The organism is Streptomyces sp. M92 (assembly GCF_028473745.1).
Taxonomy (GTDB): domain Bacteria; phylum Actinomycetota; class Actinomycetes; order Streptomycetales; family Streptomycetaceae; genus Streptomyces.
Map to the genome: position 1 here is coordinate 5,724,806 of NZ_CP101137.1, position 24,288 is coordinate 5,749,093.

At 69.3% G+C, this 24,288-nt stretch carries 22 protein-coding genes and 1 pseudogene; 9 read left to right on the forward strand and 14 right to left on the reverse strand.

The window, feature by feature from the left end; genetic code table 11:
* Positions 1 to 17 precede the first annotated feature (17 nt).
* Positions 18 to 230, reverse strand: a pseudogene (locus M6G08_RS36090) (FAD-binding protein); the annotation flags it as partial.
* A gap of 7 nt (positions 231 to 237) precedes the next feature.
* Between M6G08_RS36090 and relB the strand changes: the two are divergent.
* Both relB and M6G08_RS25965 read left to right on the forward strand, forming a co-directional pair.
* On the forward strand, positions 238 to 852 hold the full coding sequence (relB, locus tag M6G08_RS25960) for a type II toxin-antitoxin system RelB family anti-toxin (protein ID WP_272589553.1): 615 nt from the start codon (positions 238 to 240) through the stop codon (positions 850 to 852).
* 130 nt (positions 853 to 982) lie between these two features.
* Complete coding sequence (locus tag M6G08_RS25965) at positions 983 to 1,873, forward strand: class I SAM-dependent methyltransferase (protein ID WP_272589554.1); 891 nt, start codon at positions 983 to 985, stop codon at positions 1,871 to 1,873.
* A gap of 139 nt (positions 1,874 to 2,012) precedes the next feature.
* On the opposite strand, the gene M6G08_RS25970 is transcribed toward M6G08_RS25965, so the two are convergent.
* Positions 2,013 to 2,804, reverse strand: a complete 792-nt coding sequence (locus M6G08_RS25970) for a hypothetical protein (RefSeq protein WP_272589555.1) — start codon at positions 2,802 to 2,804, stop codon at positions 2,013 to 2,015.
* A gap of 71 nt (positions 2,805 to 2,875) precedes the next feature.
* Positions 2,876 to 3,499, reverse strand: coding sequence for an ATP-binding cassette domain-containing protein (locus M6G08_RS25975; RefSeq protein WP_272589556.1), 624 nt, complete (start codon positions 3,497 to 3,499; stop codon positions 2,876 to 2,878).
* Between the two features lie 113 nt (positions 3,500 to 3,612).
* Between M6G08_RS25975 and M6G08_RS25980 the strand changes: the two genes are divergently transcribed.
* The 3 genes from M6G08_RS25980 to M6G08_RS25990 all read left to right on the forward strand — a co-directional run bounded on the left by M6G08_RS25980 (position 3,613) and on the right by M6G08_RS25990 (position 5,902).
* Positions 3,613 to 4,209, forward strand: coding sequence for a phosphatase PAP2 family protein (locus tag M6G08_RS25980; protein ID WP_272589557.1), 597 nt, complete (start codon positions 3,613 to 3,615; stop codon positions 4,207 to 4,209).
* Positions 4,210 to 4,322: 113 nt separating this feature from the next.
* Positions 4,323 to 5,381 (forward strand): SDR family NAD(P)-dependent oxidoreductase, encoded by a 1,059-nt coding sequence (locus M6G08_RS25985; RefSeq protein WP_272591429.1) that lies wholly within the window; start codon positions 4,323 to 4,325, stop codon positions 5,379 to 5,381.
* A gap of 167 nt (positions 5,382 to 5,548) precedes the next feature.
* Complete coding sequence (locus M6G08_RS25990) at positions 5,549 to 5,902, forward strand: nitroreductase/quinone reductase family protein (protein ID WP_272591430.1); 354 nt, start codon at positions 5,549 to 5,551, stop codon at positions 5,900 to 5,902.
* A gap of 994 nt (positions 5,903 to 6,896) precedes the next feature.
* Here the strand turns inward: M6G08_RS25990 and M6G08_RS36095 are convergent.
* From M6G08_RS36095 to M6G08_RS26030, 8 genes are all read right to left on the reverse strand, one after another.
* The gene (locus M6G08_RS36095; protein ID WP_272589558.1) at positions 6,897 to 7,181 is read right to left on the reverse strand and encodes a hypothetical protein; all 285 of its coding nucleotides are present in this window, start codon (positions 7,179 to 7,181) and stop codon (positions 6,897 to 6,899) included.
* Between the two features lie 117 nt (positions 7,182 to 7,298).
* Complete coding sequence (locus M6G08_RS26000) at positions 7,299 to 9,131, reverse strand: thiamine pyrophosphate-requiring protein (RefSeq protein ID WP_272591431.1); 1,833 nt, start codon at positions 9,129 to 9,131, stop codon at positions 7,299 to 7,301.
* A gap of 181 nt (positions 9,132 to 9,312) precedes the next feature.
* Positions 9,313 to 10,779, reverse strand: a complete 1,467-nt coding sequence (locus tag M6G08_RS26005; RefSeq protein WP_272589559.1) for a cation:proton antiporter domain-containing protein — start codon at positions 10,777 to 10,779, stop codon at positions 9,313 to 9,315.
* 78 nt (positions 10,780 to 10,857) lie between these two features.
* Entirely contained in the window at positions 10,858 to 13,908 is a 3,051-nt protein-coding gene (locus M6G08_RS26010; protein WP_272589560.1) for an FAD-binding and (Fe-S)-binding domain-containing protein, read from the reverse strand.
* A 148-nt stretch (positions 13,909 to 14,056) separates the two neighbouring features.
* Entirely contained in the window at positions 14,057 to 14,617 is a 561-nt protein-coding gene (locus M6G08_RS26015; protein WP_272589561.1) for a hemerythrin domain-containing protein, read from the reverse strand.
* Between the two features lie 447 nt (positions 14,618 to 15,064).
* On the reverse strand, positions 15,065 to 16,267 hold the full coding sequence (locus M6G08_RS26020; RefSeq protein ID WP_272589562.1) for a polysaccharide pyruvyl transferase family protein: 1,203 nt from the start codon (positions 16,265 to 16,267) through the stop codon (positions 15,065 to 15,067).
* Positions 16,268 to 16,505: 238 nt separating this feature from the next.
* The gene (locus tag M6G08_RS26025) at positions 16,506 to 16,667 is read right to left on the reverse strand and encodes a zinc ribbon-containing protein (RefSeq protein ID WP_073728181.1); all 162 of its coding nucleotides are present in this window, start codon (positions 16,665 to 16,667) and stop codon (positions 16,506 to 16,508) included.
* On the reverse strand, positions 16,664 to 17,989 hold the full coding sequence (locus M6G08_RS26030; RefSeq protein ID WP_272589563.1) for a zinc-dependent alcohol dehydrogenase: 1,326 nt from the start codon (positions 17,987 to 17,989) through the stop codon (positions 16,664 to 16,666). Before M6G08_RS26030 ends, M6G08_RS26025 begins: the two co-directional genes overlap by 4 nt.
* A gap of 177 nt (positions 17,990 to 18,166) precedes the next feature.
* Between M6G08_RS26030 and M6G08_RS26035 the strand changes: the two genes are divergently transcribed.
* Positions 18,167 to 19,132 carry a Ppx/GppA family phosphatase gene (locus M6G08_RS26035; RefSeq protein WP_272589564.1) on the forward strand — a complete coding sequence of 322 codons (966 nt, stop codon included), beginning with the start codon at positions 18,167 to 18,169 and terminating at the stop codon, positions 19,130 to 19,132.
* 20 nt (positions 19,133 to 19,152) lie between these two features.
* Here M6G08_RS26035 and M6G08_RS26040 read toward each other — a convergent pair whose 3' ends face one another.
* Positions 19,153 to 19,566, reverse strand: a complete 414-nt coding sequence (locus tag M6G08_RS26040) for a DUF2795 domain-containing protein (RefSeq protein WP_272589565.1) — start codon at positions 19,564 to 19,566, stop codon at positions 19,153 to 19,155.
* Positions 19,567 to 19,596: 30 nt separating this feature from the next.
* Positions 19,597 to 20,748, reverse strand: a complete 1,152-nt coding sequence (locus tag M6G08_RS26045) for a baeRF2 domain-containing protein (protein ID WP_272589566.1) — start codon at positions 20,746 to 20,748, stop codon at positions 19,597 to 19,599.
* A gap of 416 nt (positions 20,749 to 21,164) precedes the next feature.
* On the opposite strand from M6G08_RS26045, the gene M6G08_RS26050 reads away from it, so the two are divergent.
* The 3 genes from M6G08_RS26050 (at position 21,165) to M6G08_RS26060 (ending at position 24,056) form a co-directional block, all read left to right on the forward strand.
* Entirely contained in the window at positions 21,165 to 22,004 is an 840-nt protein-coding gene (locus M6G08_RS26050) for an SDR family oxidoreductase (RefSeq protein WP_272589567.1), read from the forward strand.
* A gap of 164 nt (positions 22,005 to 22,168) precedes the next feature.
* Complete coding sequence (locus tag M6G08_RS26055; protein WP_272589568.1) at positions 22,169 to 23,080, forward strand: class I mannose-6-phosphate isomerase; 912 nt, start codon at positions 22,169 to 22,171, stop codon at positions 23,078 to 23,080.
* 565 nt (positions 23,081 to 23,645) lie between these two features.
* Positions 23,646 to 24,056 carry a four-helix bundle copper-binding protein gene (locus M6G08_RS26060; protein ID WP_272589569.1) on the forward strand — a complete coding sequence of 137 codons (411 nt, stop codon included), beginning with the start codon at positions 23,646 to 23,648 and terminating at the stop codon, positions 24,054 to 24,056.
* Here M6G08_RS26060 and M6G08_RS26065 read toward each other — a convergent pair.
* Positions 24,040 to 24,282: a hypothetical protein gene (locus M6G08_RS26065; RefSeq protein WP_272589570.1), complete on the reverse strand. Its 243-nt coding sequence runs from the start codon at positions 24,280 to 24,282 to the stop codon at positions 24,040 to 24,042. The two genes, M6G08_RS26060 and M6G08_RS26065, sit on opposite strands and share 17 nt — an antisense overlap.
* Between the last annotated feature and the right edge of the window lie 6 nt (positions 24,283 to 24,288).

Sequence of the window (24,288 nt, forward strand, 5' to 3'; positions counted from 1 at the left end):
CCGTCCAGGACGATGGAGCCGTGCATGGCTGTTGCGGGTGCGTTCCGCGGGGCCCCGCTGTCGATGACGACGACCGAGCGGCGCGAGTGGGCCAGCATCAGGGTGCCGTTCAGGCCCGCTGCGCCGCCGCCGATCACCACGACGTCGACGAGGTCGGTGGGCAGTAGGTCGCTCTCGTAGTGGGAGGTCTGCGCAGACATGTCGGGCATGCTGCATGCGCGGCATAGCATGCTGCGTATGACGCAAGAAGATGGGCAGCTGGACAGCCTCGTACGCAGACGGATCCGCGCGCTGCGCGTCGCACAGGGCTGGTCGCTGGAGGAACTGGCGGGCCGGGCCAACCTCAGCCAGTCCTCGCTGAGCCGCATCGAGAACGGTCAGCGCCGCCTCGCCCTGGACCAGCTGGTCACCCTCGCCCGCGCCCTGGACACCACCTTGGACCAGCTCGTGGAGAACGCCGCCGATGACGTCGTCATCAGCCCGATGATCGACGGCGCCCACGGCCTGATGCGCTGGCCCATAAAGGGCGACCCCGGCATGAGCGTGATGCGTCAGCGGATGACCGACCCGCCGCCCGACAACCCGGCCCGCATGCGCGCTCACCCCGGCCACGAATGGGTGGTGGTGCTGTCCGGTACCGCCATCCTCATGCTGGGCGGCCGGCGCTTTCGCATCGAGACCAACCAGGCCGCCGAGTTCCCCACCATGATGCCGCACGCCATCGGAGCCGAGGGCGGACCCTGCGAGATCATGGGCATCTTCGACCGCGACGCCCGCCGCGGCCACCAGAAGGACGCCGGCTCCGACGCCTCCGCGACCGACAGCGGAGGCGCCCAGGGCTCCTGCGCATAGCGGGCCGCAGTCGAGCTGAAGGCCCACGTGCGGTGGGCGATGTTGCGTCGCGGGCAGTACAGCAAGCCACCTTCTTGCGCGTTGCGCAAGCACGTGTGCTGACCGCGCATGGCGGGCCTACGGTGGAGCCATGCACCACACGCATCAGCACACCCACCACGGCAACAGCGGTCACCAGCTCGACCATGCACATGACGGCCACCACGAGCACAGCGACAGCGGTCAGGCGGAGATCCTCGACCTGGACGCCGAGGTGCTCGCCGAGCACACAGCGTCCATTACCGCCTGGCTGCCGCTGCGGGAGCAGCCGCGGCAGATCGTGGACCTGGGCTGCGGGACCGGCGCGGGAACCTTCGCGCTCCTCGAGCGATTCCCGGACGCGCACATCACCGCGGTCGACACCTCGGCCGAGCACCTCCAGCTCCTGCGCGAGAAGGCGTGCGCCCGCGGTGTCCAGGGACGGGTACGGACCGTGCAAGCCGACCTCGACAACGATGACTGGCCCGACCTCGGCAGGCCGGACCTGGTGTGGGCCTCGGCCTCGATGCACCACATGAACCATCCCCACAGCGCACTGCGCAACGTCCGCCGGCTACTCGCCCCCGGCGCCCTCTTCGCCGTCGTCGAGCTCGCGGGCGTCCCCCGCTTCCTGCCCGCCCACGCCCCGGAGAGCCGGCCCGGCCTCGAAGAGCGCGCCCACGCCGCGACCGGCAGCTTCCATGCCGGACACGTACCGCATCGCGGCGCAGACTGGGGCCCGATGCTGACCGCCGCCGGCTTCACCGTCGAGGACGAACGCACCCTCACCGTCAATATCGAAGGAGCGCGCAGCGAAGCGATCGGCCGCTACGCCTACGGCGTCTTGCAACGCATCCGCAGCGTCGCCGCCCCCGCTCTCAGCCCGGAGGATCTCGCCGCGCTCGACGAGCTCCTGGACACCAGCAGTGCGACCAGTCTTCTGCACCGCGAGGATCTCGCCGTTCGCACCGAGCGCACGGTCTGGGCCGCCCGCCCCGCCTGACCCGGGCTGCCCACCGGGCAGCCTCAGCACCCGATTGCTTGCCTCACGCACAATCACCGCCTGCGCAGTGCCATGCGTTTCGTCGGGCTGATCGACTACGCCCGCGCAGTCCCGCTCGCTGCGAGGCGGGTTGGGCTCGCTAGCCGTCCTTCGCCAGACTCTGCGGTGTCTCATGAGGCAGCGGGACGGCTCCCGCCCGGCACTCGTCATTCGAGCGGGTACTGGCCGGTTCGATGCAGGGCATGGGGCGGTGATGGTGCCGGGTACGCAGGAGGAAGACGACCGCGGCCAGGGCGCTGGTCGCGATGAACCATGTGAGGGCGCGGGCGGAGCAGGCGAGAGAAGGCGTGGAGGTGAACGCGGAGGCAAGAGCTGCCTGGGCGGGACCGTACAGCGGCAGGGCCGTCAAGCCGGTCTGGTCTCCCGCTGGGTTGGAGACGGGGCTTTGCATACCGACGTCGATCAGCGTGGCCATGACCACGACGAAGAAGCCTTCCAGTTCGCCTCTCAGCAGGAAGCCGGCCATGAGGCCCAGCCCGCCGTACGCGAGGACCGCCGCGGCCAGTGCGGCGGCGACCGCCCATGGTTGGGCCAGCGGCCAGGACAGGAGCAGCAGACCAGTTGCGTAGCAGGTCAGGGCTGCGGTGATCAAGAGCAGGGCGATGAGCTTGGCGGCAAGCAGGTGGGAACGGGGGTAGCCGGCGAGAACCAGGCGCTGGTCCATGTCCCGGGCGCTGAAGGTTGCCATGAACATCATGAAGCCGGCGATGACGGTGACGGCGTGCAGAGCGCTGGAGATCTGGATCGTGCGGTTCATCGAAGCGGTCACTTCGGTGCCGAGTGCGCTGGTATGGAAGATGATGCTCTTGTCCAGGGCGGTCGCGCGGACCACGTAAATCCAGGTGGGAATGAAAAATGCGGTCATGCCCATAGCCAGACGGTTTCGCAGGTGGCCCGTCAGGGTGAAGCCGAGAGCGACGGTGAATGCGGTCCAGTGGTGCCTCATCGCGTCGCGGCCTCCGCGTGCAGTCGCCCCTCGCGCAGGTGGTGGATGGTGTCGAAATGGTGGAGGTCGTGCACGAGGTGCGAGACCACGACCACGGCCTGGCCCCGGCTGCGCAGCCGTCCTGCCAGGTGCCAGAAGCGCTGGTGGGTGTCCCAGTCGAAGCCCTGATAGGGCTCGTCGAGTACCAGCAGCGGTGGGTCATGCATGAGTGCCAGGGCCAGGTTGAGTTTCTGGCGGGTCCCGCCGCTGAGTTCTCCCGCTCGAGTGCGTCGTTCGGCGTCAAATCCGAGCAGGTCCACCAGTTCCCAGGCGTAGTGAAGGTCCGGTAGCCGGTGGGCGACCTGGAACAGCCGCAGATGCTGCGCGACGGTCAGCATGTCGTTGATCACCGACCTTTGCGGGCAGTAGCCGATCGTGCCGAGGCGCCGGACCGTTCCGCGGTCGGGCGCCAGCATCCCGACGGCGATGCGGAGCAGTGTGCTCTTCCCCGATCCGTTCTCCCCTACCACTCCGGTGAGCGTGCCTGCCGCCACGGTGAAGTCGATGCCCCGAAGCACGGAGCGCCGACCGTACGCCTTGTGCACGGCGTCGATATGCAGCCGGGTGGCGGCTGGTCCCATGCTGTTCTCCTCTGAGAAGGCGGACTTGTGTACAGCACAACGGCGGGAGACCACGCGGGGATATGCCCGACCGTGCAACTTCGCTGCGAACCGGTCGTTCACCGGTCGTGCTGATGATCACTGTGGAATACGACCGGACGTGGTGGGCGCGGCTGCTCAGCACGTGCTTCACCCCGCCGCTGCTGCCCGTGGTGACCGGCGCCGCAGTCGGCTGGCACCTCACCCGGCCGCACCCCTACGGGCTGTTGTGGGGGCTGGGGGGAAGCGGAAGCTGGGCGCTGCTGTGTGCCGCTCTTGCCACCACGGGCACCCGCATGGGGTGGTGGCCGAGCCCCGTGCCCTCCCAGCGCGGGCAACGGTTGCTGCTGCTGGGCATGAGTCTCATCGCTGCGGCTGCCGTGTGGCTGGTCTGCGGCCACCTGGGCGCACCTCCGGCTCTGATGGCACTCGGCCGTACCGCCCTGCTCCTGACCACTTTGGTACTGGTCTGCACCTCGGCCAGCAACGTCTCCCTGCACACCAGTTCGGCCGCAGCCAGCATCACCCTCGTAACGCTCCAGGTGCACGTGTGGGGGGCCGTGCTCTATCCGCTCGTCGCAGCGATCGCCTGGTCCCGCCTGCACCTGCGTGTCCATACACCGGCACAGGTTCTCCTGGGAGCCGGTCTGGGCACCGCGGTATGCACGGCCACCGTGTACCTACCGCTGTAACCCGGCCCGTTCACACGCACGGCCGGATGCCGCCACCTCAGCCATCGCCGGCGTCTCCCCCCTGACCGGACCTGAGGCCGCCACTCTCTGTGGCGACCGTCGTTGAGCCTGACATGACTGACGATCAGCGGGCCCGGACCGTGGCTGATGCCTCCCCCGGACGCGATCCTGCCGTGGTTCCTCCGCCGTGGCTGCGCTGGGCCCGCCCGAGGGGCGGGTGGTCGCTGTCCCGGGTTCCCGACCTGTCCGGGCAGACGGCGGTGGTGACCGGCGCCGGCCGGGGAATCGGGTTGGTGGCCGCTGAGTACCTGGCCCGCCACGGGGCTCACGTCCTCACGCTCTGCACCGCCGCAGAGGAGGAAGGACTCACGGCAGCGAGCGCCTTGCGGCAGCGAGTGCGCGGCGTGGACAACGTCCCGTGCGACTTGGCCGAGTTGGCGCAGGTACGACGAGCTGCCAGGGACATCTTCGGCCTGACCGCCGGGCGGCTGGACATCCTGGTCAACAACGCCGGGGTCGCCGCCCTGCCCCCCACCCGCAGCGCGGACGGCCACGAAGCCCACTTCGCCATCAACCACCTCGGCCACTTCGCCCTCACCGGTCATCTGCTGCCGGCGCTACTCAACGCGCCCCAGCCACGGGTGGTGAACGTGACCTCGGTACTCCACTGGCTCGGCCGCTTCCGCCCCGACCAGGCGGCGACGCCACGCCGCTATCACCGATGGAAAGCGTACTTCGACTCGAAGCTGGCGAACCTGCTGTTCACCCGCGGCCTCCACGCCTTCGCCGAGGCCCGGGACCTGCCGCTGCGATCCATTGCCGTCCACCCCGGCCTGGTCAGTACCACCCTGGGCTCCCGCGCCCTGCGCGCAGACGCGCGCCACCTGGAAGCCCGTGTGCTGGAATGGATGCAAGCACGCTGGCACTCCCCGCAACAGGCAGCGCTGTCACTGCTGCGAGCCGCCACCGACCCGTGCATCGGCGGCGGCGACCTTCTCGGCCCCGGCGGCCGATGGGAGTGCTCCGGTCCACCCGTCCTCGCCCGAGCAGCGCGACGAGCCACCGATCCACGCGCCACCGAACGCCTGTGGCAACTGTCGCAACACCTGACAGGCCACCCCTTCCCCACCGACGGCCGAAGGCCGACCCGTGACCGTGGAGAGAACGAGTGACACCCGAGCACCGTCGCCCGGCTGCGCAGGCCGCAGCACGCCTCCACCGGAGTCTCCTGACCGGCGTGGGCAACAGTTGGCTCCTGCGGCACTGGGGGCCGCGCCTGCTCCCACCTCTTGACCTGCTGGCCCACCGCTTCACAAGGAGCCGCTGGATGCCCAGCCGCATGCTGTCTCCCACCGCCGTTCTGCGGACGACCCGCCGCGACGGCACACCTCACCTCACCCCCCTGATCGCCGGCCAAGATACTTCCGGAAGATTTTTGGTCATGGCTACGAACTTCGGACGGCGCCACCACCCGGCCTGGTCCTGTCACCTTCTGCGGGACCCCCATGCCGTGATCGATTGGCAGGGCACATCCATTCCCGTCCACGCTCACCTGCTCACCGCTCGCCAGCAGGAGGAGGTCCGGTACCGCATCCTCGAAGTCATGCCCGTCTTCGACGAGTACGTCAGACACAGCGGCCGCCACGTCCGTGTCTTCTCCCTCACACCCGCCACCGCCCCAGGTGGCCGGTAACGGCGGCAGGCCGACAACGCGGACAGCGGGACCGAAGCGCCGCGAGCAAGACATACACGATCGGCCAGACTCAGCCGTTCTTCACCCTGCTCAGCGGACGTCGATGCGTCCGGTCGAGCTGGTGCTGTCCTGGTCGCAGCAACTGGCGCACGCGGTCGTGCTTCTCCGCGCCGAATGCCCTCCAGCCGCCACCGTCCTACTTCTGCGTCATGCTTGTCGGACCGCTGTCCGGGCGGCCGGCCCGTCGGTTCCGATCCCGTCCGGTCGTCGCCGGTGTCTTCGGCACCGTGCTGTACGCCTGCAGCATCGCGGCGGTGGGCCCTACCGACGCCGGTGTCGCCGTAGCTTCAACATGGTCGCGCGGGGGGATCGGTGCGGCGATCGGGTCCAGAACTCCGCCGCCGCGCTCTCCAGCGACAGTGACCGCCTCACGAACCTGCCCAGCGAGGGAATTCTCCAGTTCGGGTTCCTGCTCGCCGCGACCCTTGCCGCCTTTCTCGCTCGATCGGCGCGTGCATGCCCGGCCGCACCCTGAGCCCGGCCGCTCCGGGGCGGCCAGGGTTTCGGACCCGGTACCGGGCTCGTGGACCAATCGCCCCCGCATGAGCCCGCTGTCACTCCAAGTCTCAGGCCGAAAAGTGCGCGATGATCACGGCCACCGATGGTCCCTGGTCGAGAAGTCGGCGAGCTTCGGCTTCGGCGAGACAGCCGACTGAACCTGCAGTGCGCCCAGACACCCGGTCCGACTCAATCCGCCGCGCGCACTGCGGAACGCGGGTGCGTGAAGAGGTATGCGCGCGGCTCACCTCCCTCGGCCTGAGAGGCGGTCTGCTCTCCCCCGAAGACGCGATCGTGGACCGCCCGGCCGTTGTGAGCGCCCAGGGAGCTGCCGTCCCGGTCGTCGTCGTGCCCACGGGAGAGGCCCAGCAGGTGGACCGTGAGACGCTCGAAGCCTCCTGTGGCGATGCCACACCTGAGTGAGCGGTAGCCGGTCTCAGTAGCGGAACTCACGCGGCGCGTGCTGGAGACTCACCCAGTGGTGGGTGGTGAACTCGTCCACGACCCAGTCGCCGAAGCGTCCCAGCCCGGAAGCCTTCTCACCGCCGAAAGCGATGGGCGCGTCGTCGTGCACGGTCGTGTCGTTCCTTCCGCTGCCTCGTCGGGCACTCCATGCCATGCCAACGGCAGGGAGACGTTCTTTCTCGCCGTCCTTGGCATAGCGGTCGGGAATCATGGTGTAGTCGCGGAACGCGGCGCTGCTGAGCTCGATACCGGCCATGCCGGGCGAAGTACCATGAACGAGGCGGCTCACACGCGCGTGGGTGCCCGGGTCCCGAGCAGGCCGACCCGAGTGAGGCGAAGAGGCACCCTTGGCGCGCCCAGTCGGCGGCCGCTGTCAGTCGCCGGTCCGGCTGCTGTCGTCCGTGGCGCCGGGTCGGTCGCCGCGGTGGCGACTGCCGGGCAGCATCTCCTGCACCTTGGCCTTGAAGCCCTGCTTGATCATGGAGCCGCGGTCGCTGTCACCCTTCAGGATCGCGGTGGCCGCGGCCTCGATCTGGTCCAGTTCGGCGTGCGGCGGGACCGGCGGTACGGCCGGGTCGGTGCGGAAGTCGATGACGAAGGGGCGGTCCGCGGCCAACGCCTGTTCCCAGGCCGCCTCTACGTGCTTGGGCTTCTCCACCCGGACGCCGTCCAGGCCGATACTGCGGGCGATGTCGGCGTAGGGCAGGTCGGGGATGTGCTGCGACTCCTCGAACTGCGGGGCGCCGGACATGGCCCGCATCTCCCAGGTGACCTGGTTGAGGTCGCCGTTGTTCAGCACCGCGACGATGAGCCGCGGGTCGGACCACTCACGGTGGTACTTCGCCGCGGTGACCATCTCCATCATGCCGTTCATCTGCATGGCGCCGTCGCCGACCAGGGCGATTGCCGGGCGGTCGGGGTGAGCGAACTTGGCGCCGATCGCGTAGGGCACGCCCGGGCCCATCGTCGCCAGCGTGCCGGACAGGGAACCGCGCATCCGACCGCGGAAGCGCAGGTGACGGGCGTACCAGTTGGCGGCGGAGCCGGAGTCGGCGGTGACGATGGCGTCGTCGGGCAGCCTGCCGTCCAGGGCGTGGACCACGTACTCCGGGTTGATGGGGTCGGCGTCCACGGCTGCCCGGCGCTGCATGACCTCCCACCAGCGGGAGACGTTCTTCTCGACCTTGTCCCGCCAGGCGCGGTCCTCCTTGCGGTGCAGGCGCGGCAGCAGCCGTCGCAGTGTCTCGCGCGCGTCACCGACGAGGTTCACCTCGAAGGGGTAGCGCAGGCCGATCATGTGCGGGTCGATGTCGATCTGCACCGCCCTGGCCTGGTCGAGCTCCGGCATGAACTGCGTGTACGGGAAGCTTGAGCCGATCATCAGCAGGGTGTCGCAGTCCTGCATCAGCTCGTAGGAGGGGCGGGTGCCCAGCAGGCCGATCGCGCCGGTCACGTACGGCAGGTCGTCCGGCAGCACGTCCTTGCCGAGGAGGGCCTTGGCCACGCCGGCGCCGAGCACCTCCGCCAGCCGCTCCACCTCTTCACGGGCTCCGCGGGCGCCCTGTCCGACGAGGACGGCGACCTTCTCGCCGGCGTTCAGCACGTCCGCGGCCTGCTGGAGGTCCTCGTCGGACGGCACCGGTGCGGAGCGGCCCAGTCCCAGGCTGGAGGGCACCATCTTGAACGCGTGGCCCGGCGGCGAATAGTCCAGCTCCTGCACGTCGGCCGGCAGGATGATCGCGGTGACGGTCCGCCTGGCGTAGGCGGTGCGCATGGCACGGTCGATCAGGTTCGGCAGCTGCTCCGGCACGGTCGCCGTCTCACAGAAATCGGAGGCGACGTCTTTGTAGAGGCTCGCCAGATCGACTTCCTGCTGGTAAGAGCCGCCCATGGCGCTGCGGTTGGTCTGCCCGACCAGCGCCACGACGGGTACATGGTCGAGTTTGGCGTCGTACAGGCCGTTCAGCAGGTGGACCGCACCCGGTCCTGAGGTGGCCGCGCACACCCCGACCTTGCCGGAGAACTTGGCGTATCCGACAGCCTGGAAGGCGGCCATCTCCTCATGGCGCGCCTGCACGAACTTCGGGTCGTTGTCCGCCCGTCCCCAGGCGGCCAGCAGCCCGTTGATGCCGTCGCCGGCATAGGAGAAGACGTGGTCGACGTCCCAGTCGCGCAGCCGCTGGAGAATGTAGTCCGACACCTTCATGCTCGCCATGGACGGCGCTCCGTTCCCGTTTCGGTGAATCCCGCACGACGGCGGACGACAGTCCCATGGGTAACCCTGGGCGTCGCAGGGAAACGCCGTGGGCGAGTGATCGGCCTGTTGGCCGTCCCCAGCGCCTCGCCGCGCACGGAAGGATCCTGTTCAGCGCCGCCGGCGCGCCTGGTCACTCCCGCCCGGCGGTGAACGGGCCCGCGCACTCCTCGTCGCTGTCGCCGGTGATGAGTAGAACCTCGTCGCCCACCCGCAACTGCGTGGACCCGCTCACCGGAATGATGCCGCCCTCGCGGACGACCATGCTGATCCAGGTGTCCTCGCCGATGTCCAGCCCGTCGACCCTGCTTCCATCGGCCGCGGACCCTTCCTCGACCACATGGCGCACGACTCCCTCGGGGCGGTCTTTCAGGCGCACGCCCAGCGCCCACGGTTCCAGCTCCACCGAGCGCATCGGCACCTTGCACAACCGGGCCACCGTCGGCACCAGCGAGCCCTGCACGATGACGGAGAAGACGACCACGACGAACACCACGTCATACAGGCGGTCGGCGTCCGAGACCCCGGAGCTGACGAGATAACTGCCGAGCAGCACCGGAACGGCGCCCTTGAGCCCGGTGAAGGCGAGGAACACCCGTTCGCCGATGCTCAGGCGCATCCGCCACAACAGCGCGGCCATCACGACCGGCCGCACCACGAAAGCCAGCAGCACCGCCAGGAGCAGGCCGTCCGTCCACGCCCCTTCCCTGGTGAACGTCCACAGCGGCACGGTCAGCCCCAGCACGGCGAAGGCGACGATCTCCCCCAGGCTGCCGAGCGCCGTGTGGAAGCGTTCGATCTCCTTCTTGTAGGGGGCGCGGACGTCGCCGAGCAGAACACCGGCCACGAAGACGGCCAGGAAACCGGAACCGTGCGCCACCGTCGTCAGCCCGTAGACCGCGAACGCCCCGGCCAGCGTGCGCAGCGGGTACAGCCCTTCGGCCGGCAACGGCACCTTGCGCATCAGGAACTTCAGCCCCCAGCCACCCGCCGCTCCCAGCACCGCGCCGATGGCCATCTCCTGGACGAAGAGCAGCGCGGTGTGGCCCGCGGTGCCGAGCGCCGATCCGGCGGAGGTGCCCAGCAGGCCGGCCATCAGGGCGATGCCCACGGGGTCGTTGGCACCGGACTCGCCGGGCAGCAGGACACCGGTCCTGCCGGTGATCTTCCGACGGCCGAGGACGGAGAAGACGACGGCCGGGTCGGTGGGCGCGAGCGCAGTGCCCAGCAGCAGGGCGATGCGCCAGTCCAGGCCGAGCAAGAGGTGGGCCGCCACAGCGAGGAGTCCGGCGGTGGCGAAGGTGCCCAGCACACCGATCGAGAGGATGGCGCGGGCTTCCGGCTTGAAGCGGCGCCAGCCGATGTCCATGCCGCCCTGGAACAGCAGCACCACCAGGGCGATGGTGACGACGTCCTGCACCGTCGCCATCGACAGCTTCCTCAGTTGCGGGAAGACGTCCACCGCCACGGCGGTGCCGACGAGGAAGAACGCCGGGGCCGGGATGCGGGCACGTTCGCTCACCCAGTTGGATCCCAGCGCGGCCATGCCGGCCAGTGCCACGATCAGCACGGCCAGTCCGAACGACCAGACACCCTCCATGTTCTTGGCTCCCTCCCCTTCGGCGACCTCGTCCGAGCACGCTGAGACAACGAGCACAGGTCGCGCGGTGTGTGCGCGTCAGCAGTTACGGGCGGAGCGTCGCACCGCCGCGAGCGCCGCCAGCGCTGCCGCCGCCCCGCCGACGGCCGCCAGCGGCAGCAGGGCGCGGGGCCCCGGGGGTGATGGACGTTCCGGTTCGATGTCCTGCCCCCGAAGGGCCGCCGCCAGCACTTCGGCCAGGTGCAGCGGGGCGCGCCCGGTGCCGGCCTGCTCGACCTGGGTACGGCAGCTGAAGCCGTCCGCGAGGACCAGTGTCGCGTCGTCGGCGGCCCGCACCACCGGAAGCAGGCCGGACTCCGCGCAAGCCATGGACACCTCGTAGTGGCCCTTCTCGAAGCCGAAGTCGCCGGCCAGTCCGCAACAGCCCGCGTCCAGCACGTCGGCGTCCACGCCGGCCCGTTCGAGCAGCTTCCGGTCCGCGCCGAAGCCCATCACGGCGTACTGATGGCAGTGCCGCTGGACCACCGCCCGCGCGTCGACGGCCGGCGGCTGCCAGTCGTCGGCGCGTTCGACGAGTAGCTCGGCCAGAGTCCGGGTCTGCTTCCGCAGCCGCTCGATGTCAGGGTCCTTGGGGAGCAGTTCGGCCGCGTCCGCTCGGAAGACGGCGGTGCAGCTGGGTTCGAGTCCCACCACGGGCGTGCCTCTGCGCAGGTCCTCGCGCAGGACGTCGATCGTGTGCCCGAGGACTCGCTTCGCCACGTTCAGTTGCCCGGTGGAGATCCAGGTGAGTCCACAGCACACCGCCGCCTCGGGCACCTTGACCCGGAACCCCGCCGCCTCCAGCACCTCGACGGCCGCCCTGCCGATCGCTGGGTGGAAGTGGTCGGTGAAGGTGTCCGGCCACACCACCACCTCGCCCCGGTGCCCGTCACCGCGAGGCCCGCCCCGCTCGTGCCACCAGTCGGTGAAGCGCTGCTCGGCGAAGACGGGCACGTCCCGTTCCGGAGCGACACCGCCCAGCGCCTTGGCCACCCGGGCCACCCACGGCAGTGCCGCGAGCGCGTTGACGGTCCGGGGCGCGAGCGCGACCACCCGGGCCACCGCCGGCAGCCAGCCCATCGAGTAGTGCGCGAGGGGCCGCAGCCGGCCCTTGTAGTGGTGGTGCAGGAACTCCGCCTTGTAGGTGGCCATGTCAACGTTGACGGGGCAGTCCGTCTTGCAGCCCTTGCAGGCCAGGCACAGGTCGAGTGCGTCGTGCACGTCCTTCGAACGCCAGTCGGGGGCGATCGGTGCGTCGCCGCCGCCCCGCACCATCTCGAACAGCAAGCGGGCGCGGCCACGGGTGGAGTGCTCCTCCTCCCTGGTCGCCCGGTAGCTGGGGCACATCACCCCGCCCTCGGACGAGCGGCACTTGCCGACGCCGACGCACCGGGCCGCGGCCCGGCTGAACTTGCCGTCGTCGTGCGGGAAGGCGAAGACCGTCTCCGGCTCCCAGGGCAGGTGGTCGGCGCCCAGGCGCAAATTCTCGTCGAGACGGTACGGCAGGACGATCTTGCCCGGGTTCATCCGGTTGTCCGGGTCGAACAGGCCCTTGAGCCGTTCGAACGCCTCGATCAGCTCGGACCCGAACATCTTCACCAGCAGCTCGCCCCGTGACTGTCCGTCCCCGTGCTCGCCGGACAGCGACCCCCCGTAGGACACGACCAGGTCGGCGGCCTTCTCGACGAACGCCCGCATCCGGGCGACGCCTTCCTCGGACTCCAGGTCGAAGGGAATGCGGGTGTGGACACAGCCGTGGCCGAAGTGGCCGTACACGGAAGGGTGTCCGTAGTCGAACTCCTCGTACAGGCGCTTGAGGTCGCGCAGGTAGTCGCCAAGACGGTGCACCGGCACCGCCGAGTCCTCCCAGCCCTCCCAGGTGTCGGGCTGACCGGGAACGTGCGCGGTGGCACCGAGCCCGGACTCTCGTACCAGCCACAGCTCGCGTACGCGCTGCTCGTCGTCGAACCAGGCGTGGTCGACGTCGTCCGGTTTGGCATCGATGAGGGCCCTGGCCCTGCCGTCGGCCTCCTCACGGGTGTCGCCGTTCACCTGCACCATCAGGTACGCCCGACCGTCGGGCAGTTCCTTCAGCGCCGCAGGATTGAGATGTTTCTTCCGCTGGAAGTGGATCAGCTGCCGGTCCACACCCTCCAGCGCCGCCGGCTGGTGCTCCAGGACGGCCGGCACGTGGTCGGCGGCCTGGCAGATGTCCGGGTAGCCGAGGACGACCAGGGCCGTGTGCTTCGGCACGGGCACGAGTTCCAGCTCCGCGCGCAGGACGGTCACCAGGGTGGACTCCGACCCGGTCAGCAGCCCGGCGATGTCGAACCCCTGCTCGGGCAGCAGCGAGTCGAGGTTGTAGCCCGACACACGCCGGGGAATGTCGGGATAGCGCTCGCGCACGAGCCCGGCGTAGCGGTCGCGCAGGGCGACCAGGCCCCGGTAGAGCTCCGCCTCCCGTCCTTCGGAGGCGGTCAGCCGCTCCAGCTCGGCGTCATCGGTCCGGCCCACCCAGAGCCGGAGACCGTCGTAGGTGAGGACTTCCAAGCGACGGAGATTGTCGACCACCTTGCCGTACGCCTGCGCCGTCGACCCGCACGAGTTGTTGCCGATCATCCCGCCGATGGTGCAGTTCGGGTGGGTGGCCGGCTTCGGCCCGTACCGCAGTCCGTACTCGGCGAGCTGCCGGTTCAGGTCGTCGAGGACGATGCCCGGTTCGACCACGCATCGCCGGTTCTCGGCGTCCACCGACAGCAGCCGGTTGCAGTACTTGCTCCAGTCGATGACCACCGCGGTGTTGCAGCACTCCCCGGCCAGACTGGTGCCACCGCCACGTGACAGCAGCGGCGCTCCGTGCTCACGGCAGACCGCCACCGCCGCCCGGGCCGCTTCCACGGTTCGGGGGACGACGACCCCGATCGGCACCTGCCGATAGTTGGAACCGTCCGTCGAGTAGGCCGCGCGAGTACCCGCGTCGAAGCGGACCTCGCCGTCCACCCGGGCAAGCAGGTCCCGTTCCAGTGCCCCGGCATCGGTCCGTGCCGACGCGCGACGGACGACGGGCGAGGGCAGGTCGACAGGGTCCATGAACAGCCTTCCAATGCGAAACCGCTGAGTCGCCGGCGTACACAACCACGCGCCGGGACGGGGCGTACCGCGGCCGGTCGTGGCATGTCCCGTCCCGAGCGGTGCCTGCCACGACCGGCCGTGAACTCCACTGGAGCCGCCGTTCTCGTCAGTCCTTGCCGCGCCCCGTGAGGGCGTCCCTGACGCGGTCCACCATGCCCGCGCCCGGAGCCAGCAGCTTGTTGGCGGGTGGGGTGTCCGGGGCCGAGGGGTGCGGACGTGTGGGGGCGGTCTTCTTGGCCTGCCGGACCTTGTCGCCCAGTTTCATCAGCTCGTCCTCGGTGGTCGCCGACCGCAGCTGGGGGAAGAGGTTGTCCTCCTCATCGCGGACATGTGAGCGGATCTCGGTCATCAGCTCGCCAATGAGCCGGTCGAACTCGGGGTCGTCGGCCTCGAGACCCTCGAGTTCCTTCATCGTCCGCTCGGCCTCGGCGTGATCCTCGATCTCCTTGTCGGCGACCCTGTCGCCGTCGGGCAGGAACTCCCGGACAGCCGGATAGAGGTACGCCTCTTCGGCCACCGAGTGCCGGACCAGCTCGATCACGGCCTGATCTGCGTACTTCTTGCGCTGCTCATCACCCGGGCTCAGACTTTCGATCTTCCCGAACAGCTCTTCTACCTCGCGGTGATCGGTGGTCAGCTCCGCGACGACGTCTCCGCCGTGGCCCATGCGACGCCCCTCTCTCCTGTGATGACCGGAATGCCACGACCGTGTATCCCCGGGCGGGAGCGCGCAAACGGAGGCAGCGCATTCGGCGGAGACCGCGGCGGACAGAGGCGGGCACGCGGTGCCCTGACGACAACGGCGCGTGACCCGTCGGCGCAGAAGTGAGGGAAAGCCCCCGGATCGATAGTCCCCAACGGCACCGGATGCATGAGTGGCTTCCTGTTCTTCGAAGGGGACGAGGATCAGAACCTCGGTGCGCTGAGCTTCGGCTCCAACGGATCCAGCACGTTTACTGAGGTCGGCGAGATGGCCGACTGCTGGCCTCCCGCACTGGGGCGCCTTCTCCAGCGCTCGCACGCACGCTCATACGCACCATCTCACCGACACCCGCCTGCCTCTCTGCCCGGCCGAACACACGGCCCGGTGTCCGGCGGGTCGGCTCCACTGTTCTCACGTCCTGCCCATGGCCAGCGGCGGTTTCCTCTGTCCCGAACCCGGTGCCACTCCGGAACGACTGGGAAGGTCGTCAAGCAGAGCCCCACAGCGGACGCCCGTCTCACGTGCGAGGACCTGCAGACTCCGCACGCGCGCAACGAGCTCCGGGCGCCGCTGTGGGAACTCGTCCCACAGCCGGTCCAGTTCCGCCAGCAGAAGCCCGAACTGTTCGCGTGCTACGCCGACGAGCGTCGGTGCGCCCAGCCGACGGGCGAAGTCGAACACCTTGCCTGCGTAGGGCAAGGGCAGCACAGGCAGGCCGGAAAGCGCGGCGAAGATCAGGAAGTGCAGGCGCATGCCGACAACCAGGTCCAGGTGACGCATCAGTCCGAGGATCTGCCCGGGACTGTATGCACCGTTCATGATCCGGCCCCTGTCGGGTGCCGCCATCCTGGACAGGACGGCGTGGGCGTGCCGAACGTCCTGGCGTTCCATCGGTACGAAAACCACGTGGGCATCGAGGCGCCGTACCAGGAAATCGGCGACGCCGGCGAGCAGCGCATGGTAGTCGCCCTCGTCCAGGTGCTCGGCCGCCCGGCCCGGCTCCCGCACCGACATGCCCACCAGCCGGGTATCGGTCGGGGCGCCCTCGCCGGCCATCATCTCCGCGGTGAACGGCTCCGCCGGCAGCAGTAGGGCCGGGTCTGCGGTGACAGTGATGTCACGCTCGACACCGACCTCCTCCAGAACCAGCCGTGACTCCTCGTCCCGTACCATCACGTCGTCCATGGCCGACACCACCGTCCGCACTGCCTCACGGTCATCCGGTTCGCGCAGGGGACCGGCGCCGACCGCGTAGGCGAGCGTCCGCACGCCGCCGGCCTGCGCCGCTGCGACAAGTCGCGGATAGCGGCGTGCCTCGCCGTCGTAGAGGACTCCGCCCCCGCCCAGCACGAGCAGATCCAGGCCCGCGACGGCGTCATGCAGCTGCCGGTGCGGGACTCCCTCCCAATGCAGCACCTCATCCGCGAGCGGTTGGTGCGCACGGGTGTGCTCGGCGTCTCGACTGAGGACGATCAGGGACGCATGGGGGCTGTGCGCGCGCAGGCAGGTGAGGACGCAGGTGAGGATCGCTTCGTCCCCCGTGTCCAGCCCGCCGTAGGAGCCGAGCACTCCGATGCGCGGATCCGACGTGGGAAGCGGCCGTTCGGTGATCATTCGGTTCTCCTGTCGGAGTCCCAGGGGGCGGGAAGGGCACAGCGGGCGGAAGGCCACTGAGAGCGCTGTGAGGCGACCGTTCAGACAAGAATCTCGCGTCCTGATGCGAGAGCACCGACCGAGTTCAATGGGCTTCGTGTTCGGTTGTCGGGGCCTGGCATCGACACAACGGCGTGGCCAGGAGCGCTGCACTTGAGGCGACCGTGCTCGCAAGGTCCCTTGGTGCCGAAGCTTCCGTTCAGGACTTGTTGCCGGGTTCGTTCCTGCGGGTCTCGAACTCCTTGTGCCCGTTGGGGCAGGACGGGATCTTGTCTCCCTGTGTCACATGCACCTTCTCGCTGCAGTGCGCGCAGTAGAAGTCGCCCGTCTTCTGCGCTTTCTCACCGGCCTTGGCGGTCATGATCGGTCACCTCGGCTGCCTTGGTCCGTCGTCCTGGGTCCCTGCGTGCCGGCGGTGGTGGCGGCTCCGGTGCCGGCCGCTTCGCCCAGACCAGGGGCGACCGAGCCGTCGCCCGCCACGCCGAGAGTCACCTTGGTCCAGCCCGCTTCCCTCCGGTCGAAGGTGCGGTAGGCATCGAGCGCGTCCTCGGTTCCGACCCAGCGGGTGATCAGCGGGGTGGGGTCGAGCCGGCCGGCGGCGACCATGGACACGAGCTCGGGCACGTATCGGCGGTGGTTGCAGTTGCCCATCTTCAGGGTGAGGTTCTTCATGAACGCCTCGCCGAACGGATAGTGCTGCACCTGCGGCGGATAGACACCGACCGTGCCGATCGTGCCGGCCTTCGCCGACATCTGCACCGCCCAGCGAGCGGCCAGCGTCGGGGCGTCACCGGGCACCCACGTGCTGCCGTCCGGATTCTGTTCGGGAGCCGCCTCCTGGCGTTCGTGCGCGAACTGCTCGCCCTGATCACGCAGTGCTTCGGCCGCCGGGCCGTGGGACGGCCGCTGAGCATCCACACCCACGGCCTCGATCACGCGGTCCACACCGATGCCGCCGGTCAACTCCAGAACAGCCTCGACCGGATCCTCGGCGTTGAAGTCGACCGTTTCGGCATGCTGGTCGCGCGCCAGGTCCAGCCGATCCGCCAGGCCGTCGACGACGATGATGCGCCCGGCTCCCTGGAGACGGGCGCAGGCGATGGCCGCCTGACCGACCGGCCCGGCACCCACGATCGCCACGGTGTCGCCGTCTCCGACCTCCGCCAGCCGTGCCCCGAACCACGCCGTGGGGTAGATGTCGGAGAGCAGGATGGCCTGTGCGTCATCGACGGTGTCCGGCAGCGGGACCAGTCCGACGTGCGCGAACGGGATACGGGCGTACTCGGCCTGCAGACCGTCCAGTCCTCCGGCGGCCTCCGGGCCGCCGAAGAACACGGTGCCCGCCCGTCGGCCGCCCGGGTTGGCGTTGTCGCACTGCGCGTAGTAGCCGGCCCGGCAGTAGCTGCACGTTCCGCACGCCACGGTGGACGGCACCACCACTCGGTCACCGGGACGGAGGTTACGCACCCCGGAACCGACCTCCTCCACGACGCCGACGGCCTCATGACCGAGGATGCGTCCCTCCTGCATGCCGGGCATGGTGCCGCGGATGAAGTGCAGGTCGGTGCCGCAGATGGCGGACGTCGTGATCCGCACGATCGCGTCGTACGGGTCCTTGATCTCCGGTTCCGGCACGTCGTCCAGACGTATGTCCCCCAGTGCGTGCCACACGACAGCCTTCATGTGTCCTCTCCGTCCCTTCGCGTTCCACGGTTGCACAGGTGGCGCGACAAGCGTGCACCTTATGGCCGTTTTTGGGTGTCCTACCGGGGACCCACGAAACCGGGGCGTCCCGCCTGCGATGGCGGGGGGCCTGCTGACGGACAGGCGTACGAGTCGGCTCGTGGGTACTCACTGCCCATGCGACTCGGGGTAGCGGACGTCGGTTCGAACACGGTGAGGCTGGTCATCACCGAGCAAGACGGGGGCCTTCCGCTGCCCGTGCACACCAGCAGGCGGCGGCTTCACCTCGCCGAACGCGTCTCGGCAGACGGCCGGCTCGCGGCGGACGCCGTCGAGTGTCTGGTCGAGGCGCTTACCGAGGTCAAAGAGGAGGCCCTCCGATGGAAGGTGACTGAGCCGCTCGTGTTCGCCACAGCCGCCGTCCGGGACGCCGTCAATCGCGAAGAGATCGTGGCCGCCGTACGTGCCCGCACCGGTCTGTCCCTGCACGTGATGTCCGGGGTGACGGAAGCCGAACTGACATTCCTGGCCGCCCGGCAGTGGATCGGCTGGCGGGCCGGACCGATGGCCCTTCTTGACATTGGCGGAGGTTCCCTCGAAGTCGCTTTCGGTCGCGGCGGAACACCGGATTTCGCTGCCTCGCTACCGCTTGGCGCCGGGCGCCTGACACGGGACTACCTGGATCAGGACAGCGTTCCCGCGCCCGAGCTGGTGAGGCAGGTACGACGACGGGTGCGCCACGAACTGCGAGACGTCGCCGCCCGCATCCAGTGGGAGCGCCCGCGCACCGCCGTGGCCACCTCCCGCACCTTTCACCAGCTCGGCCGCCTGTGTGGTGCCGCACCCCGCCGTGAAGGGCCGTTCGTTCCTCGTCATCTGTCCCGCAGCGATATGAAGGCGGCACTGAAGACACTGGTCGGACTACCCGCGCCTGACCGGGCCGAACTGCCGGGCATCTCCGCCGGCCGTGCCCGCCAGTGTGTGGCCGGCGCGATCGTCGCGCACACCACCATGCGCTCCCTCGACATCGACCAAGTCGTGCTCTCCCCCTGGGCGCTGCGCGAAGGAGTCATGCTCGCACACCTCCAACGGGACGGCTCGCTCAATCCGGGCTCCACCGCTTGGCGGCGGAGCACGAATTGACCGGTTGCGACTGCTTCGGCTCAGGGTTCGGTCCGCGCGCCGTTGTACAGGGCGTTGACGATCTCCGTCACATTGGCGTACTCGCCGCCGTCCGGCAGTTCCCGCACAGCCTGCAGCGTCGCGTCCGGTGCGTGATGGGCTTCGAGTACATCCAGCACCGTCTCCCGGTCGGCGGGGAAGGCGGTGCGCTCCAGATGCCGTGCCAGTTCGCCCCTCAGCGACTCCGCCTCGGCAGTCACTCGGCCCTGCTCCCGCTCTTCCCCGGACGCCGGGACCGGTCCGCTCGGGTCCGTGCGGATGTCGTCGTCCGCCGGCGGCTCTGGCTCGTACGCTTCCTCCGCGTGTGTCGGCCAGCCCGAGCGCAGGTGGCCCTCCAACTCGTGCTTCATCTCGTCGTCCTTGCGCGGACTGACCGGATTGCTGCCTCGCTCCATGAGCTGACCTCGAATCTTTTGTGTGCTTCATCAGGTCTGGGACGGTTCGTAGGTCCAGCGCAGCAGGGCGCCGAGGCCCCCCACAGGGATGTCGGAACCGTCGGAACCGTCCCCGTCCGGAGAGGGAACGATCAGAACGTCGGACGCGGTGGCGGCGGCCGACCGCAGCAGTGCGTCGTCGGCACGCACGGAGATCGGATCACCCTCTCCGAGGGTCTGCACGTCGGTCCGGCGCACCGCTACCTGATCAGGTTCGGCGCCTATCCACGTCTCACGCGCCAGGTCGGGCCCGCCGGGACGGACCAGGAGCGTGTCCATGCGGTGCTCGCGGGCAGCCTCGATCACGGCGGGGACACCCTCGACCGCGTCCGTCTGCCCGTCGGTGCCCACCCTCCCGGCGCTGAAACGGTCGAGGGCCGCATCGACGCGCCGCCGGGTGTACTGCTGCCGCGCCTGCTCGATGGCTCCCTCAAGCGCGGAAGAGGAGGAGCCGGCGGCGCGCCCGCCATGCTCGGTTTCCACCGTCACCGTACGGAGCGCTTCGGGGAGCCGGTCACGCACGGCAGGCCGCTCACGGGGGTCACCGACCAGCACGACCAGGTCGGCGCCGCTCTCCTCGTACGCGGTCCCCAGCGCTTCGGCGATCTCGCCCGCGTTGTGCTCCCAGGTGTTCTCGACCTTGAGCTGGAAGTGCCGCTCGGACCAGTCCACCGAGGCCGTACGGTGGACCGGCCACTGCTGCCCCTCCGTCTGGCCGGCGACCTGCGGGCCCGCCGCGCCGCGCAGCTCGAAGTCGGCGCCGGTCCGGTCGATGTACGCCACTAGGCAGTCCGGGTCCTGACTGGACAGCTCCAGCAACGGCGTCAACCTGGGCAGAGCGGCCCAGCAGGCGATCTGACCCTGCGGCGGCCGGGAGAGACGGTGGCTGAGCACCACGTTCCCGCCGGCCGCGAAGACCACGCGACCGGCCGGGTCCTCCGCGGGCCCGATGTCCGTCAACGCCTCCCGCACGGCTTGGACGGTCGCCGCGTCGGCACCCGCTTCCTCCAACGTGCGGCACGCCTCCCGTACGGACAGCTCGCGTCGCTTGGCGCCCGACTCGTCGTTCTGAGCCGGGTCGAAGTACACGGTGGCCCATGGCCCGCCACGATCGAACAGTGGTGTCAGAAATGACAGCTGCACACTTCCTCCTCTTTGGCCCCGTTCGCGGGCCGAGTGCCCGCGGGACGGCGAGGGACACTCAGGGGAGCTTCGCCGACGCCGAGCGGGCGAGTGCCAAGCTCGGTCCGCCCCCTGCGCGGCACCGAGAGCCAGCCGCAGCGGCGGGGCCGCTGCCGGGCCAAAGTCCCGGAACGCCGTTTCCCCTCGTGTTGTGCGGGACGCTGCCGACGACGCACGGTTCACGCTTCTCAACGAGCCGGACCAGGAACTGTCCCCGCTGCTCCCTGACGCGGCTCCACGTTCCGCGAGCGGTGAAGCGGCAGGACGCACCCTACGGGTGGGATCAGGAGGGACGGGGTACTCGGCGCTCCGACCGTCCCACCAGGTTCCGAGGCGCTCGGTGCCGCCCCCCAGTACGCGTCACCTTTGGAGCCGTGATGTCTCAGCCTCGTCAGCAGCAGGTCCCGCCCGGTGTGACCACTGAGATGGTGCCCGAGCCCGACCACGGTGAAGACAGCTACCGAGGGTCCGGACGGCTGACCGGTAAAGCGGCCGTGATCACCGGCGGAGACAGCGGGATCGGACGTGCGGTGGCGATCGCCTACGCCCGTGAGGGCGCTGACCTCCTGCTCTCCTACCTCGACGAGCACGAGGACGCCGAGGAGACCGCGCGCTGGGTTCGAGACGCCGGCCGTACGTGCGTGCTGGTGCCCGGAGACGTCGCCGACCCGGCACACTGCCGGGCGATCATCGACATTGCCGTGCGGGAGTTCGGCCGAGTCGACGTGCTGGTCAACAACGCCGCCCACCAGATGACACGCGATTCCGTCACAGACATTCCCGACGAGGAATGGGACCGTACCCTGGCGATCAACCTCAGCGCCTTCTTCCACCTGACCAAGACCGCCGTACCCCACATGCGGCCCGGATCGGCGATCATCGGCAGCACGTCGGTCAACTCCGACAACCCGCCACCGCAACTGCTGGCTTACGACGTCACCAAGGCGGGCATCGCCAACATGGTCGGCTCCCTCGCCCAGATGCTGGCCTCCAAGGGCATCCGAGCCAACAGCGTAGCTCCGGGACCCATCTGGACACCGCTCATCCCCGCGACCATGCCGCCAGAGCAGGTCGAGAACTTCGGCTCACAGGTACCGCTCGGTCGGCCGGGCCAGCCGGCCGAACTGGCACCCGTGTACGTCATGCTCGCCTCCGACGAGGCCAGCTACGTCTCCGGGGCCCGCATCGCTGTCACCGGCGGGCAGCCGATCCTGTGAGCGACAAGGGGAAGCCCCTGTATCCGCTGCGACTGACCGTCACGGTGAAGCCTTTGGTCTTCGGTGGCCAGGCGATCGCCCGGCGCCTGGGCAAGACGGGCCTACCGGACTGGAGCGTCGCGGAGACCTGGGAATGCAGCGACGTCGCTGGCCACCGTAGTGTCGTGACCAACGGCCCCATGGCCGGCCGGTCACTGCACCGGGTGCTCGGCGACCACCCCGAAGCACTCATGGGCGCCGGCTGGTCCGGCACGTACTTCCCCCTGCTGACGAAGTTCATCGACGCCACCGGCACCCTTCCCGTGCACCTGCACGCCGACGACGAGGCGGCCCGGCGCCTGGAGAAACAGCCCAACGGCAAGACCGAAGCCTGGCACATCCTGGACGCGACCCCCGGCGCGACCGCCCTTTGCGGGGTCGAGCAAGGGGTGACGGCCGACCGGTTGCGTACCGCTCTGGAGGCACAGGACTTCGACACGGTGCTGCGCCGCTTGCCGGTGCGCGCGGGAGAGACCCTGTACGTGCCCGGCGGCACACTGCACAGCTTCGGGCCCGACACGCTCGTCTACGAGATCGAGCAGACGTCCGACATCCAGCAGCACGCGATGCGCTGGAAGATGGAGGACGGCTCCCCGGTGGGCGACGCGGAATTCCGCACCAACCTCGACATGCTGATGCGCCAGGTCGACCTGGAGACCCGCCCGGACTTCACCCCCGGGCTGAGCATCGCCGTCGGGGACGCGGTGGAGCGGGTGTTCCTGTGCGCGGGCCCGTACTTCGCGCTCGAACGCTGGCGTGCCGGGACCGCAGAGCCGATGCGGCACGCATTCGCCACCGCGCAGATCCTGTCGAACGTCGGCGCCCCAGTACGGGTACGCGCGGGTACGTGGAGCGAGGTGCTCGGCCGGGCCGAGACGCTGCTGCTGCCCGCGGCGTGCGGCGAAGTCGAGATCATCGGGCCGGCCGACGTGCTGATCGGCTACCTGCCCGACCTCGACCGCGACGTGCGTGGCCCGCTGCTCGCCGCCGGGTACCCGGTGCCGCTGTTACGGCGCTTCATCGCGTCGTCACCCTGACGCGCGAGGAGACGACCGACGTCTGCCGACACGGGCCAGCCTTCCAGCGTGAGAAAGAGCAGCCCTCGGTGGCGGCCCAGCATCGTCATCGCCGGTGGCGACTACGCGGAGGGGTGCAGCCCATTTGGTTGGCAACGGGTATTCACGCACTTGTGACGAGCTCTCCTGCCCGCCACAACCTGATGTCCAAATCCACGCCCAGGGTGCCGAGGACTCCGGCACACGCGGGACGTAAGCGAGGGAGTACCGACCGAGGTGTCGACCTTCAGAGCGCCTGGAACATGCCGTGTAGGTCTCTCTGCCGCCACCGTCGGCGGTTGCGTCCTGCGAAGTGGTGGACAGGGTTCCTCCTGCTGCGGCAGGGCCGCCCTCACAGAGCAGAAGGCTCTACGGCGATAGGTGGCAGTTTCGACGCCGAGGGGGGACTCGGGCCTGTCTCTTGGAGGCGTGGACGCAAGCCTCACTTTGGAGGGCAGCGTCGCTCACGCGTTTGAGTTCACCGCCCGGTGTTACGCATACAACGCGGTCACCGCCGCACCCCCGACATCAACACCCTGGAGACCTCATGACCACTGCGGTCAAGGACATGCTCGCCACCTACCCCGCCGACCTGGGCAACCTGAATCGCGACAAGCTCGCCCGCTGCATCGAGGAATGCATCGCCTGCGCCCAGGCTTGTACCGCCTGCGCAGACGCCTGCCTGTCCGAAGACACGGTCAATGAACTGACCAAGTGCATCCGCACCAACGCCGACTGCGCCGACATCTGCACTGCGACCGCTGCAGTGATCTCCCGCCACACCGGCTACGACGCCAGCATCACGCGCGCAATCCTCCAGGCGTGCGCCGTCGCCTGCAAAGCCTGCGGCGACGAGTGCGGGCGCCATGCCGACATGCACGACCACTGCCGGATCTGCGCGGACGCTTGCCGACGCTGCGAAGAGGCGTGCAACGACCTGCTCACCTCTCTTGGCTGACGCTTGGACGCTCGGCTCCGTCCTTGCCGACCAGCGTCGACGGTCGTGGTTCCACGAGATTGAGCATCGGCACATTGACGAACAGACACCGATCGGGAAACACCAAGCGGCCGCAATGCGTGTGCGCGACCCGGTGCTGTGACCATCGACCGCTCATCACGTGCTCGCCGCTGGAGCGGCCGGAGCGGGAGCGTCCGAACAGGCGCTCCGTGCTGCGTGAACTCATGGCTCC